27 protein-coding genes are annotated in these 23498 nt (G+C 57.8%); 16 read left to right on the top strand and 11 right to left on the bottom strand.

What is annotated here, in order from left to right:
* Window positions 1-153: 153 nt before the first annotated feature.
* Window positions 154-1083: a LysR family transcriptional regulator gene (locus GBC55_RS11215; protein ID WP_162437536.1), complete on the bottom strand. Its 930-nt coding sequence runs from the start codon at window positions 1081-1083 to the stop codon at window positions 154-156.
* A 176-nt stretch (window positions 1084-1259) separates the two neighbouring features.
* Between GBC55_RS11215 and GBC55_RS11210 the strand changes: the two genes are divergently transcribed.
* A complete protein-coding gene (locus tag GBC55_RS11210; RefSeq protein WP_162437535.1) occupies window positions 1260-2489 on the top strand; it encodes an acyl-CoA dehydrogenase in 1230 nt (409 codons plus the stop codon).
* A gap of 149 nt (window positions 2490-2638) precedes the next feature.
* Here the strand turns inward: GBC55_RS11210 and GBC55_RS11205 are convergent, their stop codons facing one another.
* Complete coding sequence (locus tag GBC55_RS11205) at window positions 2639-3445, bottom strand: TatD family hydrolase (RefSeq protein WP_162437534.1); 807 nt, start codon at window positions 3443-3445, stop codon at window positions 2639-2641.
* 220 nt (window positions 3446-3665) lie between these two features.
* On the opposite strand from GBC55_RS11205, the gene GBC55_RS11200 reads away from it, so the two are divergent.
* From GBC55_RS11200 to GBC55_RS11190, 3 genes are all read left to right on the top strand, one after another.
* Window positions 3666-5087, top strand: coding sequence for a transglycosylase SLT domain-containing protein (locus tag GBC55_RS11200; RefSeq protein ID WP_162437533.1), 1422 nt, complete (start codon window positions 3666-3668; stop codon window positions 5085-5087).
* 106 nt (window positions 5088-5193) lie between these two features.
* A complete protein-coding gene (locus GBC55_RS11195) occupies window positions 5194-5628 on the top strand; it encodes a DoxX family protein (RefSeq protein WP_150712628.1) in 435 nt (144 codons plus the stop codon).
* Between the two features lie 248 nt (window positions 5629-5876).
* Entirely contained in the window at window positions 5877-6185 is a 309-nt protein-coding gene (locus GBC55_RS11190) for a class I SAM-dependent methyltransferase (protein ID WP_162437532.1), read from the top strand.
* 73 nt (window positions 6186-6258) lie between these two features.
* Here the strand turns inward: GBC55_RS11190 and GBC55_RS11185 are convergent, their stop codons facing one another.
* Window positions 6259-6924, bottom strand: coding sequence for a GNAT family acetyltransferase (locus tag GBC55_RS11185; RefSeq protein WP_162437531.1), 666 nt, complete (start codon window positions 6922-6924; stop codon window positions 6259-6261).
* Window positions 6925-7240: 316 nt separating this feature from the next.
* Between GBC55_RS11185 and greB the strand changes: the two genes are divergently transcribed.
* Window positions 7241-7714 (top strand): transcription elongation factor GreB, encoded by a 474-nt coding sequence (gene greB / locus GBC55_RS11180; RefSeq protein ID WP_162437530.1) that lies wholly within the window; start codon window positions 7241-7243, stop codon window positions 7712-7714.
* A 91-nt stretch (window positions 7715-7805) separates the two neighbouring features.
* Here greB and GBC55_RS11175 read toward each other — a convergent pair whose 3' ends face one another.
* The gene (locus GBC55_RS11175) at window positions 7806-10310 is read right to left on the bottom strand and encodes an ABC transporter permease (protein ID WP_162437529.1); all 2505 of its coding nucleotides are present in this window, start codon (window positions 10308-10310) and stop codon (window positions 7806-7808) included.
* Window positions 10310-10993: an ABC transporter ATP-binding protein gene (locus GBC55_RS11170; protein ID WP_162437528.1), complete on the bottom strand. Its 684-nt coding sequence runs from the start codon at window positions 10991-10993 to the stop codon at window positions 10310-10312. Before GBC55_RS11170 ends, GBC55_RS11175 begins: the two co-directional genes overlap by 1 nt.
* Before the next feature lie 10 nt (window positions 10994-11003).
* Between GBC55_RS11170 and GBC55_RS11165 the strand changes: the two genes are divergently transcribed.
* From GBC55_RS11165 to GBC55_RS11155, 3 genes are all read left to right on the top strand, one after another.
* The gene (locus tag GBC55_RS11165) at window positions 11004-11609 is read left to right on the top strand and encodes an arylesterase (protein ID WP_162437527.1); all 606 of its coding nucleotides are present in this window, start codon (window positions 11004-11006) and stop codon (window positions 11607-11609) included.
* Between the two features lie 56 nt (window positions 11610-11665).
* On the top strand, window positions 11666-11959 hold the full coding sequence (locus GBC55_RS11160) for a hypothetical protein (RefSeq protein WP_003226812.1): 294 nt from the start codon (window positions 11666-11668) through the stop codon (window positions 11957-11959).
* Window positions 11960-12155: 196 nt separating this feature from the next.
* Window positions 12156-13127 (top strand): L,D-transpeptidase family protein, encoded by a 972-nt coding sequence (locus GBC55_RS11155; RefSeq protein ID WP_162437526.1) that lies wholly within the window; start codon window positions 12156-12158, stop codon window positions 13125-13127.
* A 122-nt stretch (window positions 13128-13249) separates the two neighbouring features.
* On the opposite strand, the gene oprI is transcribed toward GBC55_RS11155, so the two are convergent.
* Entirely contained in the window at window positions 13250-13501 is a 252-nt protein-coding gene (gene oprI, locus GBC55_RS11150) for an outer membrane lipoprotei OprI (protein WP_003199355.1), read from the bottom strand.
* Window positions 13502-14137: 636 nt separating this feature from the next.
* On the opposite strand from oprI, the gene GBC55_RS11145 reads away from it, so the two are divergent.
* Window positions 14138-14425, top strand: a complete 288-nt coding sequence (locus tag GBC55_RS11145; protein WP_162437525.1) for a GNAT family N-acetyltransferase — start codon at window positions 14138-14140, stop codon at window positions 14423-14425.
* A gap of 84 nt (window positions 14426-14509) precedes the next feature.
* On the opposite strand, the gene GBC55_RS11140 is transcribed toward GBC55_RS11145, so the two are convergent.
* Together GBC55_RS11140 and GBC55_RS11135 are read right to left on the bottom strand one after the other, a co-directional pair.
* Complete coding sequence (locus GBC55_RS11140; protein ID WP_162437524.1) at window positions 14510-15586, bottom strand: 3-deoxy-7-phosphoheptulonate synthase; 1077 nt, start codon at window positions 15584-15586, stop codon at window positions 14510-14512.
* A gap of 162 nt (window positions 15587-15748) precedes the next feature.
* The gene (locus tag GBC55_RS11135) at window positions 15749-16192 is read right to left on the bottom strand and encodes a PilZ domain-containing protein (RefSeq protein WP_162437523.1); all 444 of its coding nucleotides are present in this window, start codon (window positions 16190-16192) and stop codon (window positions 15749-15751) included.
* On the opposite strand from GBC55_RS11135, the gene GBC55_RS11130 reads away from it, so the two are divergent.
* The 5 genes from GBC55_RS11130 to cysB all read left to right on the top strand — a co-directional run bounded on the left by GBC55_RS11130 (window position 16191) and on the right by cysB (window position 20146).
* Window positions 16191-16577: a thioredoxin family protein gene (locus tag GBC55_RS11130; RefSeq protein WP_162437522.1), complete on the top strand. Its 387-nt coding sequence runs from the start codon at window positions 16191-16193 to the stop codon at window positions 16575-16577. The genes GBC55_RS11135 and GBC55_RS11130 overlap by 2 nt on opposite strands.
* The gene (locus tag GBC55_RS11125) at window positions 16574-17530 is read left to right on the top strand and encodes a putative 2-dehydropantoate 2-reductase (protein ID WP_162437521.1); all 957 of its coding nucleotides are present in this window, start codon (window positions 16574-16576) and stop codon (window positions 17528-17530) included. Before GBC55_RS11130 ends, GBC55_RS11125 begins: the two co-directional genes overlap by 4 nt.
* 24 nt (window positions 17531-17554) lie before the next feature.
* Entirely contained in the window at window positions 17555-18460 is a 906-nt protein-coding gene (locus GBC55_RS11120; protein WP_162437520.1) for a 5'-nucleotidase, read from the top strand.
* A gap of 94 nt (window positions 18461-18554) precedes the next feature.
* Complete coding sequence (locus tag GBC55_RS11115; RefSeq protein ID WP_162437519.1) at window positions 18555-19058, top strand: universal stress protein; 504 nt, start codon at window positions 18555-18557, stop codon at window positions 19056-19058.
* A 113-nt stretch (window positions 19059-19171) separates the two neighbouring features.
* A complete protein-coding gene (cysB, locus tag GBC55_RS11110) occupies window positions 19172-20146 on the top strand; it encodes an HTH-type transcriptional regulator CysB (protein WP_010461327.1) in 975 nt (324 codons plus the stop codon).
* Between the two features lie 13 nt (window positions 20147-20159).
* On the opposite strand, the gene GBC55_RS11105 is transcribed toward cysB, so the two are convergent.
* Window positions 20160-20642 carry a GreA/GreB family elongation factor gene (locus GBC55_RS11105; RefSeq protein ID WP_162437518.1) on the bottom strand — a complete coding sequence of 161 codons (483 nt, stop codon included), beginning with the start codon at window positions 20640-20642 and terminating at the stop codon, window positions 20160-20162.
* 2 nt (window positions 20643-20644) lie between these two features.
* Complete coding sequence (locus GBC55_RS11100) at window positions 20645-21067, bottom strand: hypothetical protein (protein ID WP_162437517.1); 423 nt, start codon at window positions 21065-21067, stop codon at window positions 20645-20647.
* 123 nt (window positions 21068-21190) lie between these two features.
* Here GBC55_RS11100 and earP point away from each other — a divergent pair, with 123 nt between their 5' ends.
* Both earP and GBC55_RS11090 read left to right on the top strand, forming a co-directional pair.
* Window positions 21191-22333, top strand: a complete 1143-nt coding sequence (gene earP, locus GBC55_RS11095; RefSeq protein ID WP_162437516.1) for an elongation factor P maturation arginine rhamnosyltransferase EarP — start codon at window positions 21191-21193, stop codon at window positions 22331-22333.
* Window positions 22334-22381: 48 nt separating this feature from the next.
* Window positions 22382-22951 (top strand): elongation factor P, encoded by a 570-nt coding sequence (locus tag GBC55_RS11090; protein ID WP_162437515.1) that lies wholly within the window; start codon window positions 22382-22384, stop codon window positions 22949-22951.
* A gap of 74 nt (window positions 22952-23025) precedes the next feature.
* Here GBC55_RS11090 and GBC55_RS11085 read toward each other — a convergent pair whose 3' ends face one another.
* Window positions 23026-23445: an organic hydroperoxide resistance protein gene (locus tag GBC55_RS11085; RefSeq protein WP_123406683.1), complete on the bottom strand. Its 420-nt coding sequence runs from the start codon at window positions 23443-23445 to the stop codon at window positions 23026-23028.
* Between the last annotated feature and the right edge of the window lie 53 nt (window positions 23446-23498).

Genomic DNA, 23498 nt, shown 5'->3' with positions numbered 1-23498 from the left:
AGGTCATTGCGCTAAGCTAATGTCAGGTTGACGTTTACGTCAAGGGGCGTGAATTCTGGATGACCTTGCAGGCCTCATCGCGAGCAGGCGCGTCCGCCTTGATGGCGAACGCACTTTCCGTATTAAGCAATGAGGCTGCTACGTTACAACGGTCTATGCCTTGTCCAGCTTCTTCTCATGCGCCGTCACCTGCTGGCACAACTCGATCATCTGCTCGCGCATCCAGCGGTTGGCTGGATCCTGGTCGGTGCTTTCATGCCAGTACAGATGGGTTTCCACCGGGGGTACGTCGTTCACCGGCAACGTGAAGGCGTGCAAGTCATTGCGGCGGGCGAAGCGCTCCGGCACGGTCATCACCATGTCAGTCTGTTGCAAGACTTGTGAAGCCATCAGGTAATGCTGGGAGCGCAGGGCGATCTTGCGCTGGATCCCCATTTTGCCCAGCGCCAGGTCGACATGCCCCAGTCCACTGCGGCGGCTGGAAATATGGATGTGGGTCTGGGACAGGTAATCATCCAGGGTGAATTTTTCCTTCCCCACCAAGGGATGGCCCTTGCGCATGGCGCACACGTACCGGTCTTCCATCAGCTTGACGTGACGTACCTGCGGGTCGGTATTGAGCGGAGCGTCGACGGCGAAGTCCAGACGACCGGCCGCCAGCTCCTTGGTGGTCTCGCGACGCTTGGACAAAAAGCTCTCGATGATTACCGTCGGGGCCAGGCGACGCAGGCGCTGGAAAAGCGGAGGCAAAATCACCGCCTCGGTGAGGTCGGTCATGCTGATTCGATAGGTCTTGGCCGCCTGCAGCGGGTTGAAAATGCGGCTTTCCTGCACCGAGACCCTCAGCAGGGAAAGCGCATTGCGCACGGGGCCAATGATGTTCTGTGCCATGGGGGTCGGTACCATGCCCTGGGCGGTGCGCACGAACAACGGATCGTTGAAGGTTTCGCGCAGGCGGGCGAGGGCGTTGGAAACAGCAGGTTGAGTAATGCCGACGATTTGCCCCGCGCGGGTCAGGTTTGCTTCGGTGTAGATCGCGTCGAAGACGATGAAAAGGTTGAGGTCGACCTTGCTCAGATTCATGGCGCTGGGCTCTCTGCTCTTGTTATAGAAAGGGTGGCTCGATCAGTCGATCATATATCGGTGATGAATGTTAATACACGCCGAGAATAGGCTAGGTAAATATTCGTAGCTGTTCTAGCATCGATTGCATGACCTGAACAACTCCTCGAAACCCCCGTTAAAAGGTAGAGCTGCCCATGGATTTCGCTTATTCGCCCAAGGTGCAAGAACTGCGTGAGCGCGTGACCGCGTTCATGGATACCTACGTTTATCCTGCTGAAGCTGTGTTCGAACGCCAGGTCGCCGAGGGCGATCGCTGGCAGCCGACGGCGATCATGGAAGAACTCAAACTCAAGGCCAAGGCCGAAGGCCTGTGGAATTTGTTTCTGCCTGAGTCCGAGCTCGGCGCCGGCCTGACCAACCTGGAATACGCACCACTGGCAGAAATCATGGGGCGCTCGCTGCTCGGCCCTGAGCCCTTCAACTGCTCGGCACCCGACACGGGAAACATGGAAGTGCTGGTGCGTTACGCCAACGAAGAGCAGAAACAACGCTGGCTCGAACCCCTGCTACGCGGTGAAATCCGCTCGGCGTTCGCCATGACCGAGCCGGACGTCGCTTCCTCTGACGCCACCAACATGGCCGCTCGTGCTGTGCGTGATGGTGACGAGTGGGTCATCAATGGCAAGAAATGGTGGACCTCAGGTGCCTGCGATCCACGCTGCAAAATCCTGATCTTCATGGGCTTGAGCAATCCCGATGCGCCGCGTCATGCCCAGCACTCGATGATTCTCGTGCCGGTGGACGCTCCCGGCGTGAAGATTGTGCGTCCGCTGCCGGTATTCGGCTATGACGATGCACCGCATGGTCACGCAGAAGTCCTGTTCGAGAATGTCCGGGTGCCTTACGAGAACGTCCTGCTGGGCGAAGGTCGGGGTTTCGAAATCGCACAAGGCCGTCTCGGCCCTGGCCGAATTCACCACTGCATGCGTTCGATCGGCATGGCAGAGCGGGCGCTGGAACTGATGTGCAAACGCTCGGTGAGCCGTACCGCGTTCGGCAAACCACTGGCGCGTCTGGGTGGCAACATCGACAAGATTGCCGACTCGCGGATGGAAATCGACATGGCGCGCCTACTGACGTTGAAAGCGGCGTACATGATGGACACCGTCGGTAACAAGGTGGCGAAGAGCGAGATTGCGCAAATCAAGGTTGTCGCCCCCAACGTAGCGTTGCGGGTGATCGACCGGGCGATCCAGATTCATGGCGGGGCAGGGGTGTCCAACGATTTCCCGCTGGCCTACATGTATGCGATGCAGCGCACCTTACGACTGGCTGATGGCCCGGACGAAGTGCACCGTGCCGCGATCGGCAAGTTCGAGATCGGTAAATACGTACCGAAAGAAATGATGCGTAGCAGTCACTGATTTCTGTTTTAGCGCAATGAGGATCAGAGTGGGAGCAGGCTCTCACACTGGATCTTCGCTGTGGGAGCAAAGCTTGCTCGCGATGCGGTCGTGTCATTCGCCATGACAGCTTTCGCGAACAAGCTATGCTCCCGCAGATTTGTATATTGTCAGTCGACCGTCGGAAGTCCATAGAAGGCACGCGCGCATGCGGTGCTGTGGGCCGCCAGGTCTTCCTCACTTTCCCCTCGATGCAATGCCACTTCGCGCAACACTTCGGTCAGGTAAGCCGGTTCGTTTCGGCCATTTTTTGGCTTGGGTCGCAAAGTGCGCGGCAACAGATACGGTGCATCACTTTCCAGCATCAGCCGCCCGCGTTTGATCTCCTTGACCAGCGGATGAAGGTGAGTGCCGCGGCGCTCGTCGCAAATCCATCCCGTAATGCCGATGTGCAAATCCAGGTCGAGGTAACTGAACAGCGCTTTCTTTTCTCCGGTGAAGCAATGCACAACGGCGGCAGGCAACTGATCGCGGTAGTCACGCAGGATTTCCAGCAAGCGCTGACTCGCATCACGTTCGTGGAGGAACACCGGTAATTGCAGCTCGACCGCCATCGCCAGATGTTCTTCCAAGACTTTTTCCTGTTGTGGGCGGGGGGAGAAATCGCGATTGAAATCCAGCCCGCATTCGCCCACGGCCACAACGTTGGGCTCCCTGAGCAGACTGCGCAGACGCTGGGCGCTGTCGGCGTTCCAGTCGCTGGCGGAGTGAGGGTGAATGCCGGCGGTGGCAAACAGCCGTTGAGTGCTCTCATCCAGTTGCTGGCACAGCTCCAGCGCCTGTTCGCTGCCTTCTACGCTGGTCCCGGTCAGTACCAGTTGGCACACGCCAGCGGCGTACGCGCGGTCGAGTACCGCCTGGTGTTTGCCGGCAAAACTGGGGTTGGTCAGGTTGACGCCGATATCGATGAGTTGCATGGTGCTACCTCGGACCAAAGGCCGGAAAGCATATCAGAGCTGTAGATTTATAAGAAAAGCCAAGAACTACAACGAGTTGAAGCTGTCTTTTGATGCCGCGCGGCACGTCGGGCTGGTGAGGTTGCCACCGCGACGCCAGTTTCACGCGCTTGTCAGCTCTGTTTCTGTCGTTCGATTTCGCGAAATCTTGAAATCGGCCAGTATTCTTTTCGGAGAGTGGATGATACGTCCCTCGCTTTTGTTACTGCTGTGTGGTGCTTTGCTGCTGCCGATGCCGGCGGATGCGCGTCTGGCCGGACCTTCGCAAGTGGTGCCGTCGGCCAAAGTGCGTGATTTGGCGGAAATTCGCAGCAGTCGCGTACTTCGGGTGCTGGTCAATCAAAGCCGTAACAGCTCCGGCGAAGTCCAGGGCCAGCCCATCGGTGTCGAATACCATCGCCTGCGCGCCTTCGAGCAATACCTCAACGGTCACGCCCGTGACGGCCAGGAAATCACTTTCAAGATTATCCCCAAAGGCAAAGATCAACTGATCGGTGCCTTACAGCGCGGAGAGGGTGATCTGGTGGCGCCAGGTGAGCTCCTTGATCTGCAACCCGGTCATGCCGTCAGTACCAGTGAGCCGATTGCCAGCAATGTTCCGCTGGTGTTGGTCGGTATCAAAGGTGAGCGCCGTTACACCCGCCTTGAGCAACTGTCCGGTAAAACCCTGGCGCTGCCCACAGGCAGCGCTGCCGGGGACGCGGTCAGTCAGATCAACCAGAAACTCGCCCTGCACAAACTGCCACCGGTGAAGATCGAGTGGGTCGATCCCAGCCTGGCGGTCGAGGACGTGCTGGAAATGGTTCAGGGCGGAATTTTTCACCTGACCATCGTCGAGCAACCTATCGCCGAGCGGTGGGGCAAGATCTTGCCGAAACTGCGATTTGACCGGCAGGTTCTGATCAGCGATCCAGGCGAGGAGTTCTGGTTCGTGCGCCGCGATGCGTCGATGTTGCGGGCGAGCATTGATCGCTTTCTGCTGACCTACAGGAAACCTTCGGATCAGGATGTGGCTTTCCTGCGTATCTATCGACGCCTCTATCAGGTGCACTATCCGCTCGCCAAGGCCAATCGCCAGCGGCTGGAGAAGCTACGACCGGTGCTGCAGAAACATGCCGATGCCCAAGGCATGGACTGGCTCAATCTGGCGGCGCTGGCGTTCAAGGAATCCGCGTTGCAACCCAACGCTCGCAGTGGCAGCGGCCCTACCGGTCTGATGCAGATCACACCCTCCGCAGCCCAGCGGGTGGGCGTCAATAATATCCAGGAGCTCGACGCCAACGTGCAGGCTGGGGCGAAGTACCTGGCGATGATTCGTCGCAAGTTCTTCTCCAGTCCCAAACTCAATGAGCGTGAGCGCATGGCGTTCGTGCTGGCGGCTTACAACATTGGACCGGAACGGGTTCAAGGCATGCGCGCTGAAGCACGACGACGCGGCTTGAACCCCAATCAGTGGTTCTTTCAGGTTGAGCGCATTGCCATGGAGCAGGTGGGAATGGGCCCTGTCAGCTATGTTAATAGCGTGAACAAGTATTACCTGGCGTTCGATCGGGAGCGGGAATCGTTGGAGCCTCCGGGGCAAAAAGTTGCCTCACGTAAATGATCGACTAAACTGATTGTTATGGTGGAGTATTTGCGCTTTTAACATTAATTTTTCCGATTAAGATAGCGGCCAACCAACACACAAACCAAAAAATGGATGACACAGCATGAGCACACTGATCAACAAGGTACTGTTTACCCGCGCCGGCTACGGCCTGACGGTCCTGCGGATCTTCGTCGGCATTATCTTTGCCGCACACGGCTCCCAGAAACTGTTCGGCGCGTTTGGTGGGTACGGGTTGGCCGGCACTGCGCAATACATGGAAAGCCTCGGCCTGACTCCGGGCTACGTGATGGCGACACTGGCCGGCGGTACCGAGTTTTTCGCCGGTCTTGCCCTGATCATCGGGCTGTTGGTTCGCCCTGCGGCACTGGGGTTGGCGTTCCTTTCCCTGGTGGCAATCTTTACCGTGCATATCAGCCACGGTCTGTTCATGGCCAATAACGGTTATGAATTTGCCCTGGCCTTGTTGGGTGGCAGCATCGCGGTACTGATCGAAGGTGCCGGCAAGCTGTCGGTGGACCGCGCTATCGCAGGCTGACCGCTCTGGTTCAACCAAAAGGCCTGCATTGCGCAGGCCTTTTTTGTTGCTCGATATTCTTGACACTCCTGCGTCGGCTTCTCTAGGATGCTGCTCATGCGCCGATTTAAACAGCTACTTGCGGGGCGCCAGGTGACTCATTCAGTTGCCGATAGAAGCTTGAAACAGGCTTCGAAATACCGCTAAAGCGCTGGTTCGGTGTTGCCTCTCACCTGCCATGCAGACTTTTGAGGCAGAGACACGACACGATGAATGCACTAAACCCCGTTATACGTCCCGCGCCGATCACGGCACATCTCACCCAGCGCAATCCAAAAATCCTGCTTGGCGGAAAACATCAACCGACGCTTTTGCGTTATCTCGATGGATGGCCTCGCCGCACCGGCGGTCCAGCTGCTTTCCTGATCCAGTTTGTCGAAGACGGTGAATCACTTGCTCGATTCGCCACTGACAGCTTCGACCTGGCGGTGATTCAGTCGCCAAGCCTTGAGGATGCAGTGGAAGTTATCAAGCAGCTGACCCGTGTGGCTCGCCAGGGGCTCATCACCCGTCGCTGAATCTCAGCGCAGACCGATAGCGAGCGTGCCGGCTGGCGCCGGCATCGTAGATAGGTTTCGTTCGCTCGACTGATCAGACAAGCCCTTTCAAGGCCAGATCGTAGGGCTCGCAGCCTTTGCTGGTGAAGCTCCGGTAACGGCCGAACAGGCGGATCAGATAGATCGAGCCAACGTTCATGTAGCCCAAGCGGTAGATGGACTTCAACGAATCGAAATTGCTCGACTCGACATAGGAGACCAGGCCCTTGTGACCTTCCTCAAGGTAGTGCTTGAGCGCAAGATTCATACCGATCGCATGCAGGCGCTGACCGCGATAGTCATGATGGGTGAAGCCCTTGTACATGTACACGAAGGACGAGTCGAAGTGCAGGAACAGCTCTGGCGGATCGATATGCGTGGGTTGCCGCGAGTACCAGCCGTAGGAGGCCAGTACCGCGCCATCGAAGATGCCAAAGCACTGATCGCCCTTGGCTATGGACTCTTCAATGAAGCTCTCGGGCATCTCGTTTACTGGATCGCGCGCGTAGTGGCGCATCATCTGTTCACTGAGAAACATCGGCTTGAAGTTCGAGGGGTAGTCGAGGAATTTACTGTCGACTTTTTGCAGCGTCACGCCGCGCAGTATCTTGAACAGCATGAAGGCGTTGACCGTCTTCAACAACAGCTGGTGAATCGCGTTGGATAACCCGTTCTTACGAATCTTCGTTTGGCTTTTCTGAAGCAGCTGCTGCACGATCATGGCGTCCTCCCACAAAAAATATCCGGATGGAAAAGGCAATATGCATGACGATAAAATGCCAATTTTTTGTCCTTTGTAACAAGATGTTAGCTGGTTAAATTTTGATTGCTCGGAAAAGCGTCATAAAACCACCGATACTTTGTACCTATAAATAGAATCGATTGAGTTTCCTGAGCTATCTGGTTGAGTCGTAAACGATTCCTTCGTGGCGTGTCGTACAGACGATAGAATCTCGCAGTGCACGCTGCCTTTCAGGTTAGTGGAAAGCCTGGCGCAACTCCCCGCCAGTTCGTGATCGCCCAAGGAGACGCCCGACTTGAGTACCAACATCATCACAAAGGAAGGTCATGAGGCCCTGAAAAAGGAGCTCGATTTTCTTTGGCGAGAAAAGCGTCCGGACACCACTCGCAAGGTGACCTGGGCAGCGTCACTGGGTGATCGCAGTGAAAATGCCGACTATCAGTACAACAAGAAGCTGCTGCGGGAAATTGATCGCAGGGTCAGATACCTTCGCAAGCGGCTTGAAGATGTGCGGGTGGTCGAGTACTCGCCTGAGCAGGAAGGAAGAGTTTTTTTCGGGGCTTGGGTCGAGATTGAAAACGAAGCGGGGGACATCAAGAAATTTCGGGTCGTCGGCTATGACGAAATCTACGGTCGCAACGATTACATCTCGATCGACTCTCCGATGGCACGTGCGTTATTGAAGAAGGAAGTGGGCGATGAGGCCGTTGTGCAGACGCCGAACGGTGAAATGTTGTGGTGGATCAACCAGGTTTCTTATCCGCAGTAGCCGCAGTTAATCACCAAACCTGGTCGCGCTTCACTTTCCAGAAGTGATCGCGCGGTGTCAGGGGTCATGAGGTGACGCGAGGTGAATTACATCATCCCTCGCGCAGTACGGTCAGTGGGCTCGCGTTCAAGGCTCGACGTGTGCCGAAAACCCCGGCACCGCCGATCAACACGGCACCGATCAATGGCAGGATCAGCAACCATGGGTGCGGATGCCAAGGCAGGTCGAATGCGTAGCGGTACAGCACCAGGCTAACGAGTTCCGATCCCAGCGCCGCCAGTAATCCACTGACGGCACCCAGCAGACCGAACTCGATCCTTCGGGCCTTGACAAGCAATTTGCGCTCCGCCCCCAGCGCGCGCAACAAGGCGCCTTGGCGAATACGTTCATCCAGAGTGGCTTGCAACCCGGAAAACAGCACCGCCATGCCCGCCGCCAATACAAACAACAGGACATACTCCACCGCCAGGGTGACCTGGGCGAGGATGCTGCGCAGTTGTTCCAGCAGGGCTTCGACTTGCAGGATGGTCACCGCGGGAAAGCTGCGGGAGAGGTCCACGATTTGCTGATCATGACCGGCTGCCAGATAGAAGCTGGTCAGGTAGGTCGCCGGTAAATCTTTCAATGTGCCGGGCTGGAAGATCATGAAGAAGTTGGGCTGGAAATTGTCCCAGTTGATGTCCCGCAAACTGGTGACTTTCGCTTCGCGATTGACCCCGCCGACGGTAAAGACCAGATGATCGCCCAGCTTGAGCTTCAGACTTTCGGCAACCTTGCCTTCAACAGACACGCCGGGGATTTCGTCGGGAGCCTGTTCTGTCCACCAATTGCCCGCCGTGAGTGTGTTGCCTGGGGGCAGATCCGCTGCCCACGTCAGGCTCAGATCCCGCTGGATCGCCCGGTCACCGGCAGAGTCCTTGCTGACGATTTCCTGAGCCGGCTCGCCATTGATGCTTATCAGACGCCCTGGCACCACGGGGTATAGCGGCGCCGCTTGTGCGGACAGTTCGATCAGGCGATCCGTAAATGCCTGCTTGTCCGCCGGCAGGATATTCAGCGCAAAATAGTTGGGAGCGTTTTTGGGCAGCTGGTTCTGCCAGGTGTCGAGCAATTCACCGCGCAGCAATGCGATCAATGCCATGGACAGCAGAATCAGGCCGAAGGCCAGGGATTGTCCCGCAGCCGCGAGTGGATGGCGCAGCAATTGCCCCAACCCCAGGCGCCACGGCAACGACGCGCGGGCAAGCATGCGGCGCAGGCTTTTGAGCAGCAGTAACAGCAATCCGCCCAGGACCACGGCGGCAATGACGCCGCCACCGAGGAGGGCAAAGGTCAACACCAGATCCAGGCTCAGTCGCCACATGATCAATCCCAGTGCACCCAAGGCTGCGCCGTAAACCATCCAGGTGCTGGACGGAATGGGCAGCATGTCCCGACGCAGGACCCGCAATGGCGGAACACGGCCGAGGGCGGCCAAGGGTGGCAGGGCAAAACCGGCCAGTGCCACCAGCCCGGTGCCGATACCGGCGATGGCTGGAAACAGGCCGCCCGGTGGCACATCGCTCGGCAACAGATCATGCAACAGCGCAAAGAGTCCGAGCTGCGCCAGCCAGCCGATAACGGCACCGCTGATGCTCGCGAGCAGTCCCAGCACAGTCAGCTGCAAACTGAACAGCACCATGGTTTCCCGGCGGGACAGACCGAGGCAGCGCAGCAACGCACTGGCGTCGAAACGGCGAGTAGCAAAACGAGTCGCCGACAAGGCGACCGCTACACCGGATAGCAGCACCGCCACGAGACTGGCCATGTTCAGGTAACGCTCGGCCTTGCCCAGCGCGCCGCCGATCTGCCGGTTGCCATCGCGGGCATCCTGCAGTCGCTGGTTTGCGGCCAACCCGGGTTTGATCAGTTGACGATAGGTTTCCAGCGCTTCGGCTTTGCCACGCCAGAGTTCCCGGTAGCTGACCCGGCTACCGGGTTGCACCACCCCGGTCGCCGCGAGGTCGCTGAGGTTGATCATCACCCGTGGCGTGAGGCTATAGAAGTTGCCGGCCCGATCGGGCTCGTAAGTCAGTACTCGCGCCAGTTTCAGGGTTTTCATGCCGACGTCGATGCTGTCACCGATCTTGAGGTCCAGCGCCGTCAACAGCCGTGCTTCGACCCAGGCTTCCCCGGATTCAGGCCCGCCACCGGATTCTTCCAGGGCGAAAGGCGCAGGGGCGCTTTTCAGTTCTCCGCGCAGGGGGTAGGCGTCATCGGCGGCTTTGATACTCGACAGTTGAATGCCGTTGTCAGTGGCAATGACGCTGGAGAACTCGACGACCTGAGCGTGTTCGAGCCCCAGCTCCGTACCGCTTTTGATTTGTTCGGGTCTTGCCGGTGAACTGCCTTCGAGCAGAAGGTCGGCACCGAGGAATTCCGTGGCGCGCAGCATCATGGCGCCGTTGAGACGGGCACCGAAGTAACCGATGGCGGTACTCGCCGCCACTGCCACCAGCAAGGCAAAGAACAACACGCGCAACTCACCCGCGCGGGCGTCGCGCAGCAGTTGGCGAATGGCGAGGCTGAACAAACGCAAAAACGGCAGGCGTGCCATCAAGGCTCCAGAGGGGCGACCAGCAGGCCGGCTTCAAGTCGGATCAGGCGCCGGCAGCGATGTGCCAGGCGTTCGTCGTGCGTCACCAGCACCAGGGTCGTGCCGCGTTCCTTGTTGAGTTCGAACAACAGATCGCTGATCCGCTCGCCCGTATGGCTGTCGAGGTTGCCTGTGGGTTCGTCGGCGAACAACACATCGGGTTCGGCGGCAAACGCGCGGGCAATGGCCACTCGCTGCTGCTCGCCTCCGGAGAGTTGTCTTGGAGAATGGGTCAAACGTTGGCCCAGGCCGACCCGTTGCAGCAGTTCCGTGGCACGCTCGCGGGCGTCTTTACGGCCGTCGAGCTCCAGCGGCAGCATGACGTTTTCCAGGGCGTTGAGGCTATCGAGCAGCTGGAATGATTGAAAGACAAAGCCCACATGTTCGGCGCGGATACGTGCGCGCTGGTCTTCATCGAGATCGCTCAGGGCCTGGCCCGCGAGCGTGACTTCGCCGCTGCTCGGCAGATCGAGGCCCGCGAGCAAGCCGAGGAGGGTGGATTTGCCGGAACCCGAGGCGCCGACGATAGCCAGGCTATCGCCCTTGTTCAGTTCCAGGCTGAGTTCGTGCAGGATAGTCAGTTCACCTTCCGCGCTGGGTACCACTTTGCTGAGGTTCTTCGCGGTGAGAATGCTTGCGCCCATGGAGAATCCGATGCGAGTGTGGTTTTTGAGTGCTGGCCTGGCCTTGATGTGCATGGCCCAGAACGCAGCGGCGGGTACAGTCCTGATCGTTGGCGATAGTATCAGCGCCGGTTTCGGCCTGGATACCCGGTTGGGGTGGGTGTCGTTGCTTGAGCAGCGGCTCAAGCGCGAAGGTTTCGACGATAAGGTGGTCAATGCGTCCATCAGTGGCGACACCAGTGCCGGAGGCCAGGCACGCCTGCCAGCGCTGCTTGCAGAGCATAAACCCGAACTGGTGATCCTCGAGTTGGGGGGCAATGACGGCTTGCGCGGGATGCTGCCAACGCAATTGCAACAAAATCTTGCGTCGATGATCGACAGCTCCCGCGCCAGTGGAGCGAAAGTGTTGCTGCTCGGCATGCAGTTGCCGCCCAATTATGGTGCTCGATACACCAAGGCATTTGCCGAGGTCTACGGCAATGTGGCCACCGAGAAAAAAATCCCCTTGGTACCGTTGTTTCTTGATGGCGTAGGCGGTCATCCGGACCTGATGCAAGCCGACGGTCTGCACCCGGCGGCAGGGGCGCAGGACAAGTTACTGGAAAATGTCTGGCCGGCACTGAAACCGCTGCTTTGACGCTTTTCTAGTCGCGATGTTTCGGCTAAGGTGGCGCCCCCTATTTGGAGCCCCCGATGCCGCGTCCCGCCTGGTCACTTTTCGCCTATCAACTGATCGAGCCTGACGAACAGCTGGATCTGTTCGCCTGCCAGGAAGTACGCGTACATCTGGTGACCCGGCAGCTGGAGTTGGGCGGTTCCGCAGACCGAACGTTATGCGGCAGTCTGTTGCCGGCCCAGCCTCGCTGGTCGAGTGTTGACCGCCGGGTGTTTCAGGATCAGCGCCTGTGCTCGCTGTGTCGCGCCATTCTTGAGTCGCAAAAACGCGGTACCTCGCCGATCTGGCCGGAATTGCGGTTCGAGCTTTAATCTTCAGCCAGCCGTCGATCAGTTTCCTTGCAGGGGAAGGCCGACTCCCGCTGAAAGCGGTGCACGTTCGAAACGTCCTGCAATCCATAAAGTTTCCAGCATTGACGCGCTCTATCGGCGCGTCTCCCCGAATACCGAAACGCCGGTGTACAATCCCGTTTTTATACCCATGTCGATCATGCGAAGGATTTTCCGGATGTTGCCGCGCTTTCCCGCCGTCACCCGCTGCCTGACTCTAGCCGCTCTGTGTGCGGCGGGTCCCGTTGCAGCATTGGAGTTGCCTCTCCCACCACCTGGTGAAGACATCATCGGCCAGGTGCAAGTGATCAAGGCCAAGTACGAAGACACCTTCGCCGACCTTGGTACCACCTACGATCTGGGCTATTCGGAAATGGTCGCGGCCAACCCGGGTGTCGACGCCTGGTTGCCGGGTGCCGGTACCGAAATCATTTTGCCAACACGTTTCATCCTGCCACCAGGACCTCGTGAGGGCATCGTGATCAACCTGGCTGAATACCGTCTTTACTACTACCCGAAAGGCCGGGACGTGGTTTACACCTTCCCGCTGGGGATCGGTCGTGAGGGCTGGGGCTCGCCTATCGCTCACACGACCATCACCGCCAAGACGCCTAACCCGACATGGACCCCTCCAGCGTCGATCAAGGCCGAACACCTGGCAGACGGTGATCCTTTGCCAAACGTGGTGCCGGCAGGCCCGGACAACCCCCTGGGGCCGTTCAAATTCAATCTGGGCACGCCTGGTTACCTGATCCATGGTTCGAACAAGAAGTTTGGTATCGGCATGCGTACCAGTCACGGTTGCTTCCGCATGTTTAACAACAATGTGCTGGAAATGGCGGGCATGGTGCCGGTGGGTACGTCGGTACGCATCATCAATGATCCGTACAAGTTCGGTGTAAGCAGCGGCAAGGTCTACCTTGAGGCGCACACGCCGCTGGACGATAACGGCAACCCGTCGGTCGTCGACAAGCACACGGCCGTGATCAACGCGATGCTCAAGCGTGAGGACATCACCAACAACCTGCGCATGAACTGGGATGTGGTACGTGATGTGGTCGCCGCTGAAGATGGCTTGCCAGTGGAAATCGCTGTGCCCAATGGTGCTGCGCCAATGGTGACAAGTACACCGGTTGATTTGCAGCAGTAACGGCTAAAAGGACCCGCCGACGTTAGCCACGTTGGCGGGTTTTTTATTGCCCGTAGAAAACTGCGGGCAATAAAAAAGCCGACCCATAAATGGGTCGGCTTGATAACAATCCCGAAGGACTATTACTTGCGGCTAGCTTTGTCGAGCATGCGCAGAGCGCGCTCGTTAGCTTCGTCAGCAGTCTGTTGTGCTTTTTGAGCAGCAGCCAGAGCTTCATCAGCTTTACGGTAAGCTTCGTCTGCACGAGCCTGGGAGCGAGCTGCTGCGTCTTCAGTTGCAGTCAGACGTGCTTCGGTTTCTTTCGATGCGCTGCTGCAACCGGTAGCCAGAACTGCGGCCAAGGCCAGAGCAGAGAATTTCAGAACGTTGTTCATCGTGTTCCCCTTCAAGGACTTTCTATTAAGTAGCTGTCTCCTCAGAGTGAGGAAATAGCCGGCGTACATACTACCCATTACTTGTAGTAAGTAAACTGACGTGAAGCAAGAAGCAAAAAAAATTGTAGGCGTTGATTCTTTTTCGAGCAACTTTTAACTGCGCTGTTTAAAAAATATCCAGCTGCAAGCCCCGATCTGAGCGATCCGCCCAAAAAAAGTTCCCGTTCGCGAAACCTGTTTTCGGTCTTGGGTAAAGTCTGTCTATATCATTTCGTCTACACTTTTGTTCGCGAATTGAGCAGCGCTTCTCAACTCTTTCTGCTAGTTCAGGTGACTTTAAGAAGGGGCGCTCGTCTTAAGTCTCAACATCCGGCAATGTTCAGGCCATCGATCCTGCAAAATCTGTGGTTTCGAGAAGTCGCTGCACCACCCGGAGCCGCACCCGCCAACCTGCGTGATGACGAGCGCACCTTGAGCATTTTTGCCATTGGTGCCTACTATTTAGACGTGCCCGGTTGCGCGAGATTGGTGCAGCTCTTCTCGGTGTCCATTCGGCACGGGGTGGCGTAGATGTTCCTTCGCCGGAAAAACATCGGTAAGGTAGGGGTCAGAATTCAAGACCCGCGAGGAGTAGTGATGAGCGAGGCGTTGTCCATCCACCATGACCAGGCTGGTCATCAGTTCGAGACCACTGTGGACGGTCATCGTGCCTACCTGACCTATATGGATCTGGGAAAACAGACCCTGGATATTTATCGTACCTTTGTGCCGAACGCGCTACGGGGTCGTGGCATTGCTGCGGCATTGACCGAGCAGGCGCTGCAGTACGCCGAGGAAATGGGCTACACCGTCATTCCGTCGTGCTCCTACGTGGAGCGCTACATGGAGCGTCACCAGCGGCATGCGGCCAAGCTGAGTCAATGACGTTTCAAGAATCGAACGCATAAAAAAACGCCGGGTTTAGCCCGGCGTTTTTTTGTCTGCGTTTTTTGCGTGCAGAAGTGGCGATCAACCGCGATCGCGTTTCGGCAGTACATCCTTGAGCTTGGCATGCATGCTGCGCAAGGTGGTTTCGGTGGCGGACCAGTCGATGCAGGCATCGGTGATCGACACACCGTATTGCAGGTCGGCGAGGTCTTTGGGAATCGCCTGGCAACCCCAGTTCAGATGACTTTCAACCATCAGACCGATGATCGACTGGTTGCCTTCGAGGATCTGGTTAGCGACGTTTTCCATCACCAGCGGTTGCAGGGCCGGGTCCTTGTTGGAGTTGGCGTGGCTGCAATCGACCATGATGTTCGGCTTGATCTTCGCTTTGTTCAGCGCTTGCTCGCAGAGCGCGACGCTGACCGAATCGTAGTTCGGCTTGCCATTGCCACCGCGCAGCACGACGTGGCCGTAGGCATTGCCTTTGGTGGTCACGATCGATACGCCACCTTCCTGGTTGATACCCAGGAAACGGTGCGGGCTGGAAACCGACTGCAGCGCGTTGATCGCTACGGTCAGGCCGCCATCGGTACCATTCTTGAAGCCGACCGCCGAGGACAGGCCGGAAGCCATTTCACGGTGAGTCTGGGATTCGGTGGTGCGCGCGCCGATGGCCGACCAGCTGATCAGGTCCTGCAAGTACTGCGGGGAAATCGGGTCGAGGGCTTCAGTCGCGGTAGGCAGGCCCATTTCCGCCAGGTCCAGCAACAGCTGACGGCCGATGTGCAGGCCATCCTGAATCTTGAAAGAGTCGTCGAGGTACGGGTCGTTGATCAAACCTTTCCAGCCGACGGTGGTGCGTGGCTTCTCGAAATACACGCGCATGACCAGATACAAGGTATCCGACACTTCAGCGGCGAGGACCTTCAGGCGCTCGGCGTATTCGTGGGCAGCCTTGATGTCGTGGATCGAGCAAGGCCCGATGACAACAAACAGGCGGTGATCGGTGCCGTCAAGAATGTTGCGAATGACTTCGCGACCCTTGGTGACGGTGCGCAGGGCAGCGTCGCTCAGGGGGATATCACGCTTGAGCTGATCAGGAGTGATCAGCGTCTCGTTGGAAGCGACGTTTAGGTCGTTGATCGGTAAATCAGCCATCGTTTACTCGTCAGGTCACGGGTGCCGGCCGCCAGCGAACCCGCGCGGCGGAGCACAGCAAATTAAGCGCGTCGGGGAGCGGAACCTTAGCGCGTTACACCGTGGCTCGACAATGGGCAGACGCCGGTTTTAGGGGCATTCTCCACTAATTGATAATGTCCGCTAATCGACTACAGCCTGGGCGAATGCCTTGTGAACGGTGTCGTGGGAAAACTCGTCAGCGTGCTGCTGGACCCATTCGAGGGCCAGGGCTTGCGATTCCTGCAGGCCACTTTGGGCGTCATGCAGGCGGCAATATCGCTCGATCTGACACACCTGCTCACCCATCCGGGCGCTGAACAGCATCTGCTCATCGACAAAGGCAATCCCCACCAGATAGCCGCGCTTGCGCCGCAGGCACCAGGCGACGTAACCCAGATAGCGCAGGTCGGGGTTCAAGGTCGGCATGCGCACCTCAAGCGCCGTGCCGTGGCGCCAGGCACGGTGGTAATTGCAAGCCATGCCCCCGAGGCTGATAGTGTGCAGCCGTTGCCGCGATATACATTCATGCTTGAGCAACGTTAATTCGACGGGCACATCGTCAGGGTGAGGAAGAAAACGTCCCATGAACACGGACTCCATGTGTCGGCCAGCTGACATTGTTTCCCCCAGTATAGTGGTCGAATCGGAACTGACCGATTTCGATGCTGACCAACGGCTGCTGGCGATGAGCGGAGTTTCGCTGGTGATTTTTACCAGTGTGGGCTGCGCCAGCTGTCGTTTCGCCCGAGCGCAATTGCCGAAACTGTATCTGGCGGTCGATCGACTGTGCTGGATTGATGCCGGCAACAATGGCGGCTTGGTGGAGCGTTATCAGGTCTTTCATTTACCGTCGCTGTTTGTGGTGCGCGACGGTGAGTTTTTCGGTGCATTGCAATCGCGCCTGACGACCACTGAGCTGAACGACGCCGTGGCTCAGGCGCTGACGAGAACAGCAGAGGAGTTGCCATGATGGGGGCAGTTGCCAAACCGACAATCGGCATTATCGGTACCGGTGCGATCGGCGGGTTTTACGGAGTGATGCTGGCCCGTGCCGGTTTCGATGTGCACTTTCTGTTACGCAGTGAGTTTTCCGCCGTGACGGAACACGGGTTGCAGGTCAACAGCGCGCAACATGGCGCGCTGACGCTCAATCCGGTTCAGGCCTACTCCTCAGCCGCCGATTTGCCACCCTGCGACTGGTTACTGGTGGGCGCCAAAACCACCAGCAACGCCGATCTGGCGCCAGCAATCATTCAGGCCGCAGCGCCGAATGCCAAGGTGCTGGTGTTGCAAAACGGCCTTGATGTGGAAGACAGCCTGCGCGAATGCCTCCCCGACTCGCTGCACGTACTCGGCGGGCTGTGTTACATCTGCGTCCATCGCGAAAGCCCAGGTGTCATCACTCATCAGGCGCTTGGCGCCGTGCACATTGGCTATCACAGTGGTCCTGCCACTTCGGAGCAGTCGCGTTCGGCGATCTCGGAGGAGGGCGCCGACCTGTTTCGCGCCGCCGGCATCGACTCCCAGCCAATGCCGAATCTGCACCAGGCCCGTTGGCAGAAGCTCGTCTGGAACATTCCCTATAACGGTCTGTCGGTCCTGCTCGGGGCAGGCACGACGCCTCTGATGGCCGATACCGATAGCCGCGAGCTGATAAAGGCGCTGATGGCCGAAGTGGTTCAGGGCGCTATCGCCTGTGGCCACCAGGTACCGCAAGGCTATGCCGAACACCTGTTCATGATGACCGAAAAGATGCCCGACTACTGGCCGAGCATGTACCACGACTTTGTGCATAAACGACCGCTGGAGTTGGCCGCAATCTATGCCCGGCCCTTGGCGGCAGCGAAGGCGGCCGGTTGCGAGATGCCACGCATCGAAGCCTTGTTCCAGAGTTTGAGCTTCATCGATCGACGTAACCGTTGAGTCGATCCACCAGAGGGGAAGGGCATGGCGAAAACTATCGACGATAAACTGGTGCTGGCGATTTCTTCGCGGGCGCTGTTCGACCTGAGCGAAAGCCACAAGGTCTATCTGTCCAGCGGCGTCGAAGCCTACCGGCAATATCAGATCGAGCACGAAGACGAGATTCTCGAGCCCGGTGATGCATTCCCGCTGGTGCAAAAACTCCTCAACCTCAACACCCATCTTGGTCGCGCCCGGGTCGAAGTGATTCTGGTGTCGCGCAACAGTGCCGATACCGGATTAAGAGTGTTCAACTCGATCCACCACTACGGCCTGGCGATTTCCCGTGCGGCGTTTGTCGGCGGGCGCAGTCCCTATCCGTATCTCAAAGCCTTTGGGTGTGACCTGTTTCTGTCGACCCATGCCGAAGATGTGCGCAGTGCGCTGGACGCCGGTTTTGCGGCGGCGACGATTCTGTCGGGCGGTGCCAGCCGAGCGGCCAGCGACGAACTGCGCATCGCCTTCGACGGTGATGCGGTGCTGTTTTCCGATGAATCGGAACGTGTCTATCAATCCGGTGGCCTTGAAGCCTTTCAGGCCAGCGAGCGCGAATCGGCCCGCGAGCCCTTGCGCGGTGGGCCGTTCAAAGGCTTCCTGGCGGCCCTGAACCTGTTACAGCGCGAGTTCCCGGACGATGCTTGCCCGATCCGCACGGCGCTGGTCACGGCGCGCTCGGCACCGGCCCATGAAAGGGTGATCCGCACGCTGCGTGAGTGGGATATCCGTCTCGACGAATCACTGTTCCTCGGTGGGCTGACCAAGTCGGCGTTTCTCGAAGCGTTTGCCGCTGACGTGTTTTTCGACGATCAGGCCGGCCACTGCGAGTTGGCCCGTGAAGTGGTCGCCACCGGTCACGTGCCTCACGGCATAAGCAACGAGCAAAAGGTTTAAGCCCACGGTTCAACGCGTTACACCGGACGTCGTACTCGCCAAGGCACTGCTAAGCTGAATCAATCTCCGCCATGTTGGCACTCGAGGAGGTCATATGATTCGGTCGATGCTGTATGCCACTGACCTCGGCCTGTACGCACCGTTGGTGATGCACCATGCCTTGGCGATGGCGCGCACATTCGATGCTGACCTGTATGTGGTGCATGCGGTAGAGCCGATGGGATTGTTCGCCGAGTCGGTGCTGCAAAGCTACCTTGATGAACAGGCATTAAGCGATTTTCACAGTCAGGGCCTGAACACGGTGATCGCCAATATCGAGCAGCGGGTGCTCGACAGCTTTCGCGAAGAATTGGGGGATGAGGGGGATCAGGACCTGGCGCGAATCAAAGCGGTACGGGTGATACAGGGGGATCCTTCCCAAGTGATTCTCGACCAGGCACAGAAACTCTCTGTGGATTTGCTGATCGTAGGTAGTCATAGCCATGGCGCCGGCGCGGAGACACCTCTGGGCAGGACCGCTGCACGCGTATTACAGCTGTCGAGGGTGCCGGTCTATCTGGTGCCGCTGGTTGAGCGTCGTCGTCAAGGGGATCGCTAGTACAGGAATACTGGCACTTTGATGAAAAAGTTCTAGATTTATTCTTCAAACCATTAATATAGTTATATACCGTCGCTGATGCCCGTGGCGTCTACCTGCTTTGAGGGATACATATGAAGCTTCAACAACTGCGCTACATCTGGGAAGTGGCGCACCACGACCTCAACGTTTCTGCCACAGCCCAAAGCCTTTACACCTCGCAACCGGGCATCAGTAAACAGATCCGACTGCTGGAAGATGAACTGGGCGTCGAAGTTTTCGCCCGCAGTGGCAAGCACCTGACCCGCGTCACCCCGGCCGGCGAACGCATTATCACCACCGCTGGCGAGATCCTTCGCAAAGTTGAAAGCATCAAGCAGATTGCCCAGGAATTCTCCAACGAGAAGAAAGGCACCCTGTCGATCGCCACCACTCACACCCAGGCGCGTTATGCACTGCCGCCGGTGATCAGCAATTTCATCAAACAATACCCAGATGTGGCCCTGCACATGCACCAGGGTTCGCCGATGCAGATCGCCGAAATGGCCGCTGACGGTACCGTGGATTTCGCCATCGCCACCGAGGCCCTGGAGTTGTTCGGTGATTTGGTGATGATGCCGTGCTACCGCTGGAATCGCTGCGTCGTCGTGCCTCAGGGGCATCCGCTGACCAAAGTATCGAAACTTACGCTTGAAGCGTTGGCCGAGTACCCGATCGTCACCTACGTGTTCGGTTTCACCGGCCGCTCGAAGCTCGATGAAGCCTTCAGCCATCGTGGCCTGACGCCAAAAGTGGTGTTCACCGCCGCTGACGCCGACGTCATCAAGACTTACGTGCGCTTGGGCCTGGGTGTCGGCATCGTGGCGAAAATGGCGGTCGACGCCAAACTCGACAGCGATCTGGTGATGCTTGATGCCAGCGACCTTTTCGAATCCAGCATTACCAAGATCGGTTTCCGTCGTGGCACGTTCCTGCGCGGCTTCATGTGCGACTTCATCGAGAAATTCGCCCCGCACCTGACGCGCGAAGTCATGGCCAAAGCCATTCAGTGCCACAACAAGCAGGAACTGGAAGAGCTGTTCGACGGCGTCGAACTGCCGGTTCATTAATAGGGTTTGCTGCCTACACCACCTCGGTAACAGAAAACTGTTGCCGAGCACCCGCCACCAGAATCTCCACATCATCGCCTTCGAACTTGCCCAGCAGGCTTTTGCCCAAGGGCGAGCGAGGGGTGATAACCGTGATCAGTTGCCCCACAAGATCGACTTTCAATCCAGCTGCGTCGGGCGCCAGAAACAACCACTGCTCACGACCTTTCTCGTCTTCCAGTCCCAGCAGCGCACCGACTTCAATGCCCCGTTGATCGTCATAGGGGCGCAACGCCAGGTTCTGGCACAGCGTCAGTGAATGCCTGATTTCCTCAACGCGCTTCGCTTGGCCCGCAGCAAGATAAGACGCTTCCAGGCCCAGCGTGTCGTACTTGTTTTCAGCAATGTTTTCTTCGTGAGTCGCAGTTTCGTAGGCGGTTTGCGCGGCACGCTCGGCGATGTCGAGGTCGACGCGCAGCTTGTCGAGAATCAGTTGGTGGACGATCTTCTTGTTCATGTTCAATCGCAAAATTGCTGGACGTTGGCGCGGCTTTTTTCGCTGGGCGCGTTCTGATCTTGTTGCAGCCAGAACTGGCATTTCGGATTGGCCAGGTTACGGCTGCTGCCACGCGCCTGATCGAGCCGTTGCTGCTGCTCGTTTTTGCGCAGGTTTTCTTCGTACTGTTCGAACAGTGGGCTCTGTGGAGGAATGTCCGGCCGTGGCTGCAGTTCCACATGCTCTGGCGCGGGCGGTTTGACCCAGTGCTCGACAGCGGAGGTGACAGGCGTCAGTTGCTCCGGAAAAAACAGGCGCGAGGCAAGCCAGCAGGTCAGCGCTATGGCGATAAATCCCAACCATAATCCCAGGGCGATACTGCCGCTCAGTTTCAGCACGTTGAGCTGTATCGAAATCGGGCGGCGGGTGGCGGGACGGTAGGGCATGGCTGCCTCCTGGCGATGATGGCGGGCGAGCGGCGATTGTCGCATGAAGATTAATCGGCGTCGGCTCTTCTGCACGGAGTCATTTATGCGGACAATCGCCGCCTTTGCCAACGGGAGCCTGGAATGCCTGAAATGAAAACCCGCTGGGATATTTTTTGCACCGTGGTCGATAACTTTGGCGACATCGGTGTGACCTGGCGCCTGGCTCGACAGCTGGTGGCCGAGCACGATGTGGCTGTGCGTTTATGGGTTGATGATCTGCGCGCCTTCGAGCGCCTGTGTCCTGACATCGACATCACGCGTTCGCAACAATGGCAACAAGGTGTCGAGGTCAGACATTGGCCCGTCGACTGGCAACCTGCCGAATCCGCCGATGTGGTCATTGCCGCTTTTGCCTGCCAATTGCCGAGCCCTTACATGGATGCCATGGCCACTCGGGGACAACCGCCGCTGTGGTTGAACCTTGATTATCTGAGTGCTGAAGACTGGGTCGTTGGTTGTCACGGCTTGCCGTCGGTCAAATACAAGAACGTGCAGAAGTTCTTTTTCTTTCCGGGGTTCCGCAAGGGGACCGGCGGTTTGCTGCGTGAAAGCGGTTTGCTGGAGCGGCGTCAGCAGTTTCAACAGAATGCTGAAGCACAGCGAACCTTTCTGCAGGGCTTGGGGATTGATCGCTTGCCGGGAGCGCAGTTGATCTCGTTGTTCGCCTACGAAAATACCGGGCTCGCAAGTTGGCTCGACGCCATGGCGACCGATCCGATGCCCACGCATCTGCTGGTACCTGAAGGGCGGATTCTCGGTGATGTGGAGCGCTGGCTCGGTGTCGAGGGGTTGATGGCCGGTGCCGTGCACGTGCGCGATGCGTTGACGGTGCAAGTGCTGCCATTCGTCCGGCAGGATCAATACGACCTGTTGCTGTGGTGCTGCGACTTCAATGCCGTGCGGGGCGAGGATTCGTTCGTCCGCGCCCAGTGGGCGGGGCGGCCATTGCTCTGGCACATCTACCGGCAAGACGAGGATATTCACCTCGACAAGCTCGAAGCGTTCCTCACGTTGTACACAAAGGGCCTGTCGGCACCTGCCAGCGACGCGATCAGCGGCCTTTGGCGCGCCTGGAATGCCGGTGAGAAAATGACCGACCACTGGCAATCCACCCGTAAACACGGGCCGGAGCTGGAAAAACATGCGCAAGCGTGGTGTCTGGAACAGGCCTTGCAGGATGATCTTGCCGCAGCGCTGGTACAGTTTTATGTAAATTGGATATGATACGCGGCCTAGATTTTTGTAAATCCCATCCAAATTCGGATATTCGCAATGAAAACTGGTAAAGAACTGAAACCCGGTACCGTGATCCGTCTCGAAAACGATCCATGGTTGGTTCAGAAAGCTGAATTCACCAAGTCTGGTCGTAACAGCGCGATCATGAAGACCAAGCTGAAAAACCTGCTGACCGGTTACAAGACCGAGATCGTTTACAGCGCTGACGACAAGCTGGACGACGTGATCCTCGACCGCAAAGAAGCGACCCTGTCCTTCATCAGCGGCGACACCTACACGTTCATGGACACCACTGACTACACCATGTACGAGCTGAACGCTGAAGACATCGAAGCCGTTCTGCCTTTCGTTGAAGAAGGCATGACCGATGTTTGCGAAGCGATCTTCTTCGAAGAGCGTCTGGTATCCGTAGAGCTGCCGACCACTATCGTGCGCGTCGTTGACTACACCGAAGGTTCGGCTCGTGGCGACACGTCCGGCAAGGTGATGAAGCCTGCCAAGCTGAGCAACGGTACTGAGCTGCAAGTTGCTGACTTCATCGAAATCGGTGACAAGATCGAAATCGATACCCGCGATGGCGGTTCCTACAAAGGCCGTGCTAAATAAGCACAGCTTCAGGAATGAAAAAGCCCGACCATTGAGTCGGGCTTTTTTGTGCCTGCAAGATCAACAGATCGCGCTTAAACCGTTACATGCAAACGCACGTCGACGTTGCCACGGGTCGCATTGGAGTAAGGGCAGACTTGGTGCGCCGCTTCAACCAGCGATTGCGCATCGGCTTGTTCCAGGCCTGGCAGGCTGATGTGCAAGTCGATGTCCAGACCGAAACCACCAGGAATCTGGCCGATGCCCACATGGGCGGTGATCGAGGCGTCGTTTGGAATGGTGCGTTTGGTCTGGCTGGCCACAAACTTCAGTGCGCCGATGAAGCAGGCGGAGTATCCGGCAGCAAACAGTTGCTCGGGGTTGGTTGCCGCGCCGCCCGCACCGCCGAGTTCTTTCGGGGTGGCCAGTTTGACATCGAGAATGTTGTCGCTGGACACCGCACGACCGTCACGGCCGCCAGTGGAGGTAGCAATTGCAGTGTAGAGAGTTTGCATGGTGAAAGCCTCGATCTGGATTGACTGTCTGCGCTAAATGTTTGCGCGCTAAG

Source organism: Pseudomonas sp. TNT3 (assembly GCF_010095445.2).
Lineage (GTDB): Bacteria > Pseudomonadota > Gammaproteobacteria > Pseudomonadales > Pseudomonadaceae > Aquipseudomonas.
This window is presented reverse-complemented; position numbering and strand designations above follow the sequence as displayed.

Excerpts from the sequence above, each read along its gene's own strand:
- GBC55_RS11215 (WP_162437536.1), bottom strand. The coding sequence starts at position 1,083 with ATGAATCTGAGCAAGGTCGACCTCAACCTTTTCATCGTCTTCGACGCG.
- GBC55_RS11210 (WP_162437535.1), top strand. The coding sequence starts at position 1,260 with ATGGATTTCGCTTATTCGCCCAAGGTGCAAGAACTGCGTGAGCGCGTG.
- GBC55_RS11205 (WP_162437534.1), bottom strand. The coding sequence starts at position 3,445 with ATGCAACTCATCGATATCGGCGTCAACCTGACCAACCCCAGTTTTGCC.
- GBC55_RS11200 (WP_162437533.1), top strand. The coding sequence starts at position 3,666 with ATGATACGTCCCTCGCTTTTGTTACTGCTGTGTGGTGCTTTGCTGCTG.
- GBC55_RS11195 (WP_150712628.1), top strand. The coding sequence starts at position 5,194 with ATGAGCACACTGATCAACAAGGTACTGTTTACCCGCGCCGGCTACGGC.
- GBC55_RS11190 (WP_162437532.1), top strand. The coding sequence starts at position 5,877 with ATGAATGCACTAAACCCCGTTATACGTCCCGCGCCGATCACGGCACAT.
- GBC55_RS11185 (WP_162437531.1), bottom strand. The coding sequence starts at position 6,924 with ATGATCGTGCAGCAGCTGCTTCAGAAAAGCCAAACGAAGATTCGTAAG.
- GBC55_RS11175 (WP_162437529.1), bottom strand. The coding sequence starts at position 10,310 with ATGGCACGCCTGCCGTTTTTGCGTTTGTTCAGCCTCGCCATTCGCCAA.
- GBC55_RS11170 (WP_162437528.1), bottom strand. The coding sequence starts at position 10,993 with ATGGGCGCAAGCATTCTCACCGCGAAGAACCTCAGCAAAGTGGTACCC.
- GBC55_RS11165 (WP_162437527.1), top strand. The coding sequence starts at position 11,004 with ATGCGAGTGTGGTTTTTGAGTGCTGGCCTGGCCTTGATGTGCATGGCC.
- GBC55_RS11160 (WP_003226812.1), top strand. The coding sequence starts at position 11,666 with ATGCCGCGTCCCGCCTGGTCACTTTTCGCCTATCAACTGATCGAGCCT.
- GBC55_RS11155 (WP_162437526.1), top strand. The coding sequence starts at position 12,156 with ATGTTGCCGCGCTTTCCCGCCGTCACCCGCTGCCTGACTCTAGCCGCT.
- oprI (WP_003199355.1), bottom strand. The coding sequence starts at position 13,501 with ATGAACAACGTTCTGAAATTCTCTGCTCTGGCCTTGGCCGCAGTTCTG.
- GBC55_RS11145 (WP_162437525.1), top strand. The coding sequence starts at position 14,138 with ATGAGCGAGGCGTTGTCCATCCACCATGACCAGGCTGGTCATCAGTTC.
- GBC55_RS11140 (WP_162437524.1), bottom strand. The coding sequence starts at position 15,586 with ATGGCTGATTTACCGATCAACGACCTAAACGTCGCTTCCAACGAGACG.
- GBC55_RS11130 (WP_162437522.1), top strand. The coding sequence starts at position 16,191 with ATGAACACGGACTCCATGTGTCGGCCAGCTGACATTGTTTCCCCCAGT.
- GBC55_RS11135 (WP_162437523.1), bottom strand. The coding sequence starts at position 16,192 with ATGGGACGTTTTCTTCCTCACCCTGACGATGTGCCCGTCGAATTAACG.
- GBC55_RS11125 (WP_162437521.1), top strand. The coding sequence starts at position 16,574 with ATGATGGGGGCAGTTGCCAAACCGACAATCGGCATTATCGGTACCGGT.
- GBC55_RS11120 (WP_162437520.1), top strand. The coding sequence starts at position 17,555 with ATGGCGAAAACTATCGACGATAAACTGGTGCTGGCGATTTCTTCGCGG.
- GBC55_RS11115 (WP_162437519.1), top strand. The coding sequence starts at position 18,555 with ATGATTCGGTCGATGCTGTATGCCACTGACCTCGGCCTGTACGCACCG.
- cysB (WP_010461327.1), top strand. The coding sequence starts at position 19,172 with ATGAAGCTTCAACAACTGCGCTACATCTGGGAAGTGGCGCACCACGAC.
- GBC55_RS11105 (WP_162437518.1), bottom strand. The coding sequence starts at position 20,642 with ATGAACAAGAAGATCGTCCACCAACTGATTCTCGACAAGCTGCGCGTC.
- GBC55_RS11100 (WP_162437517.1), bottom strand. The coding sequence starts at position 21,067 with ATGCCCTACCGTCCCGCCACCCGCCGCCCGATTTCGATACAGCTCAAC.
- earP (WP_162437516.1), top strand. The coding sequence starts at position 21,191 with ATGCCTGAAATGAAAACCCGCTGGGATATTTTTTGCACCGTGGTCGAT.
- GBC55_RS11090 (WP_162437515.1), top strand. The coding sequence starts at position 22,382 with ATGAAAACTGGTAAAGAACTGAAACCCGGTACCGTGATCCGTCTCGAA.
- GBC55_RS11085 (WP_123406683.1), bottom strand. The coding sequence starts at position 23,445 with ATGCAAACTCTCTACACTGCAATTGCTACCTCCACTGGCGGCCGTGAC.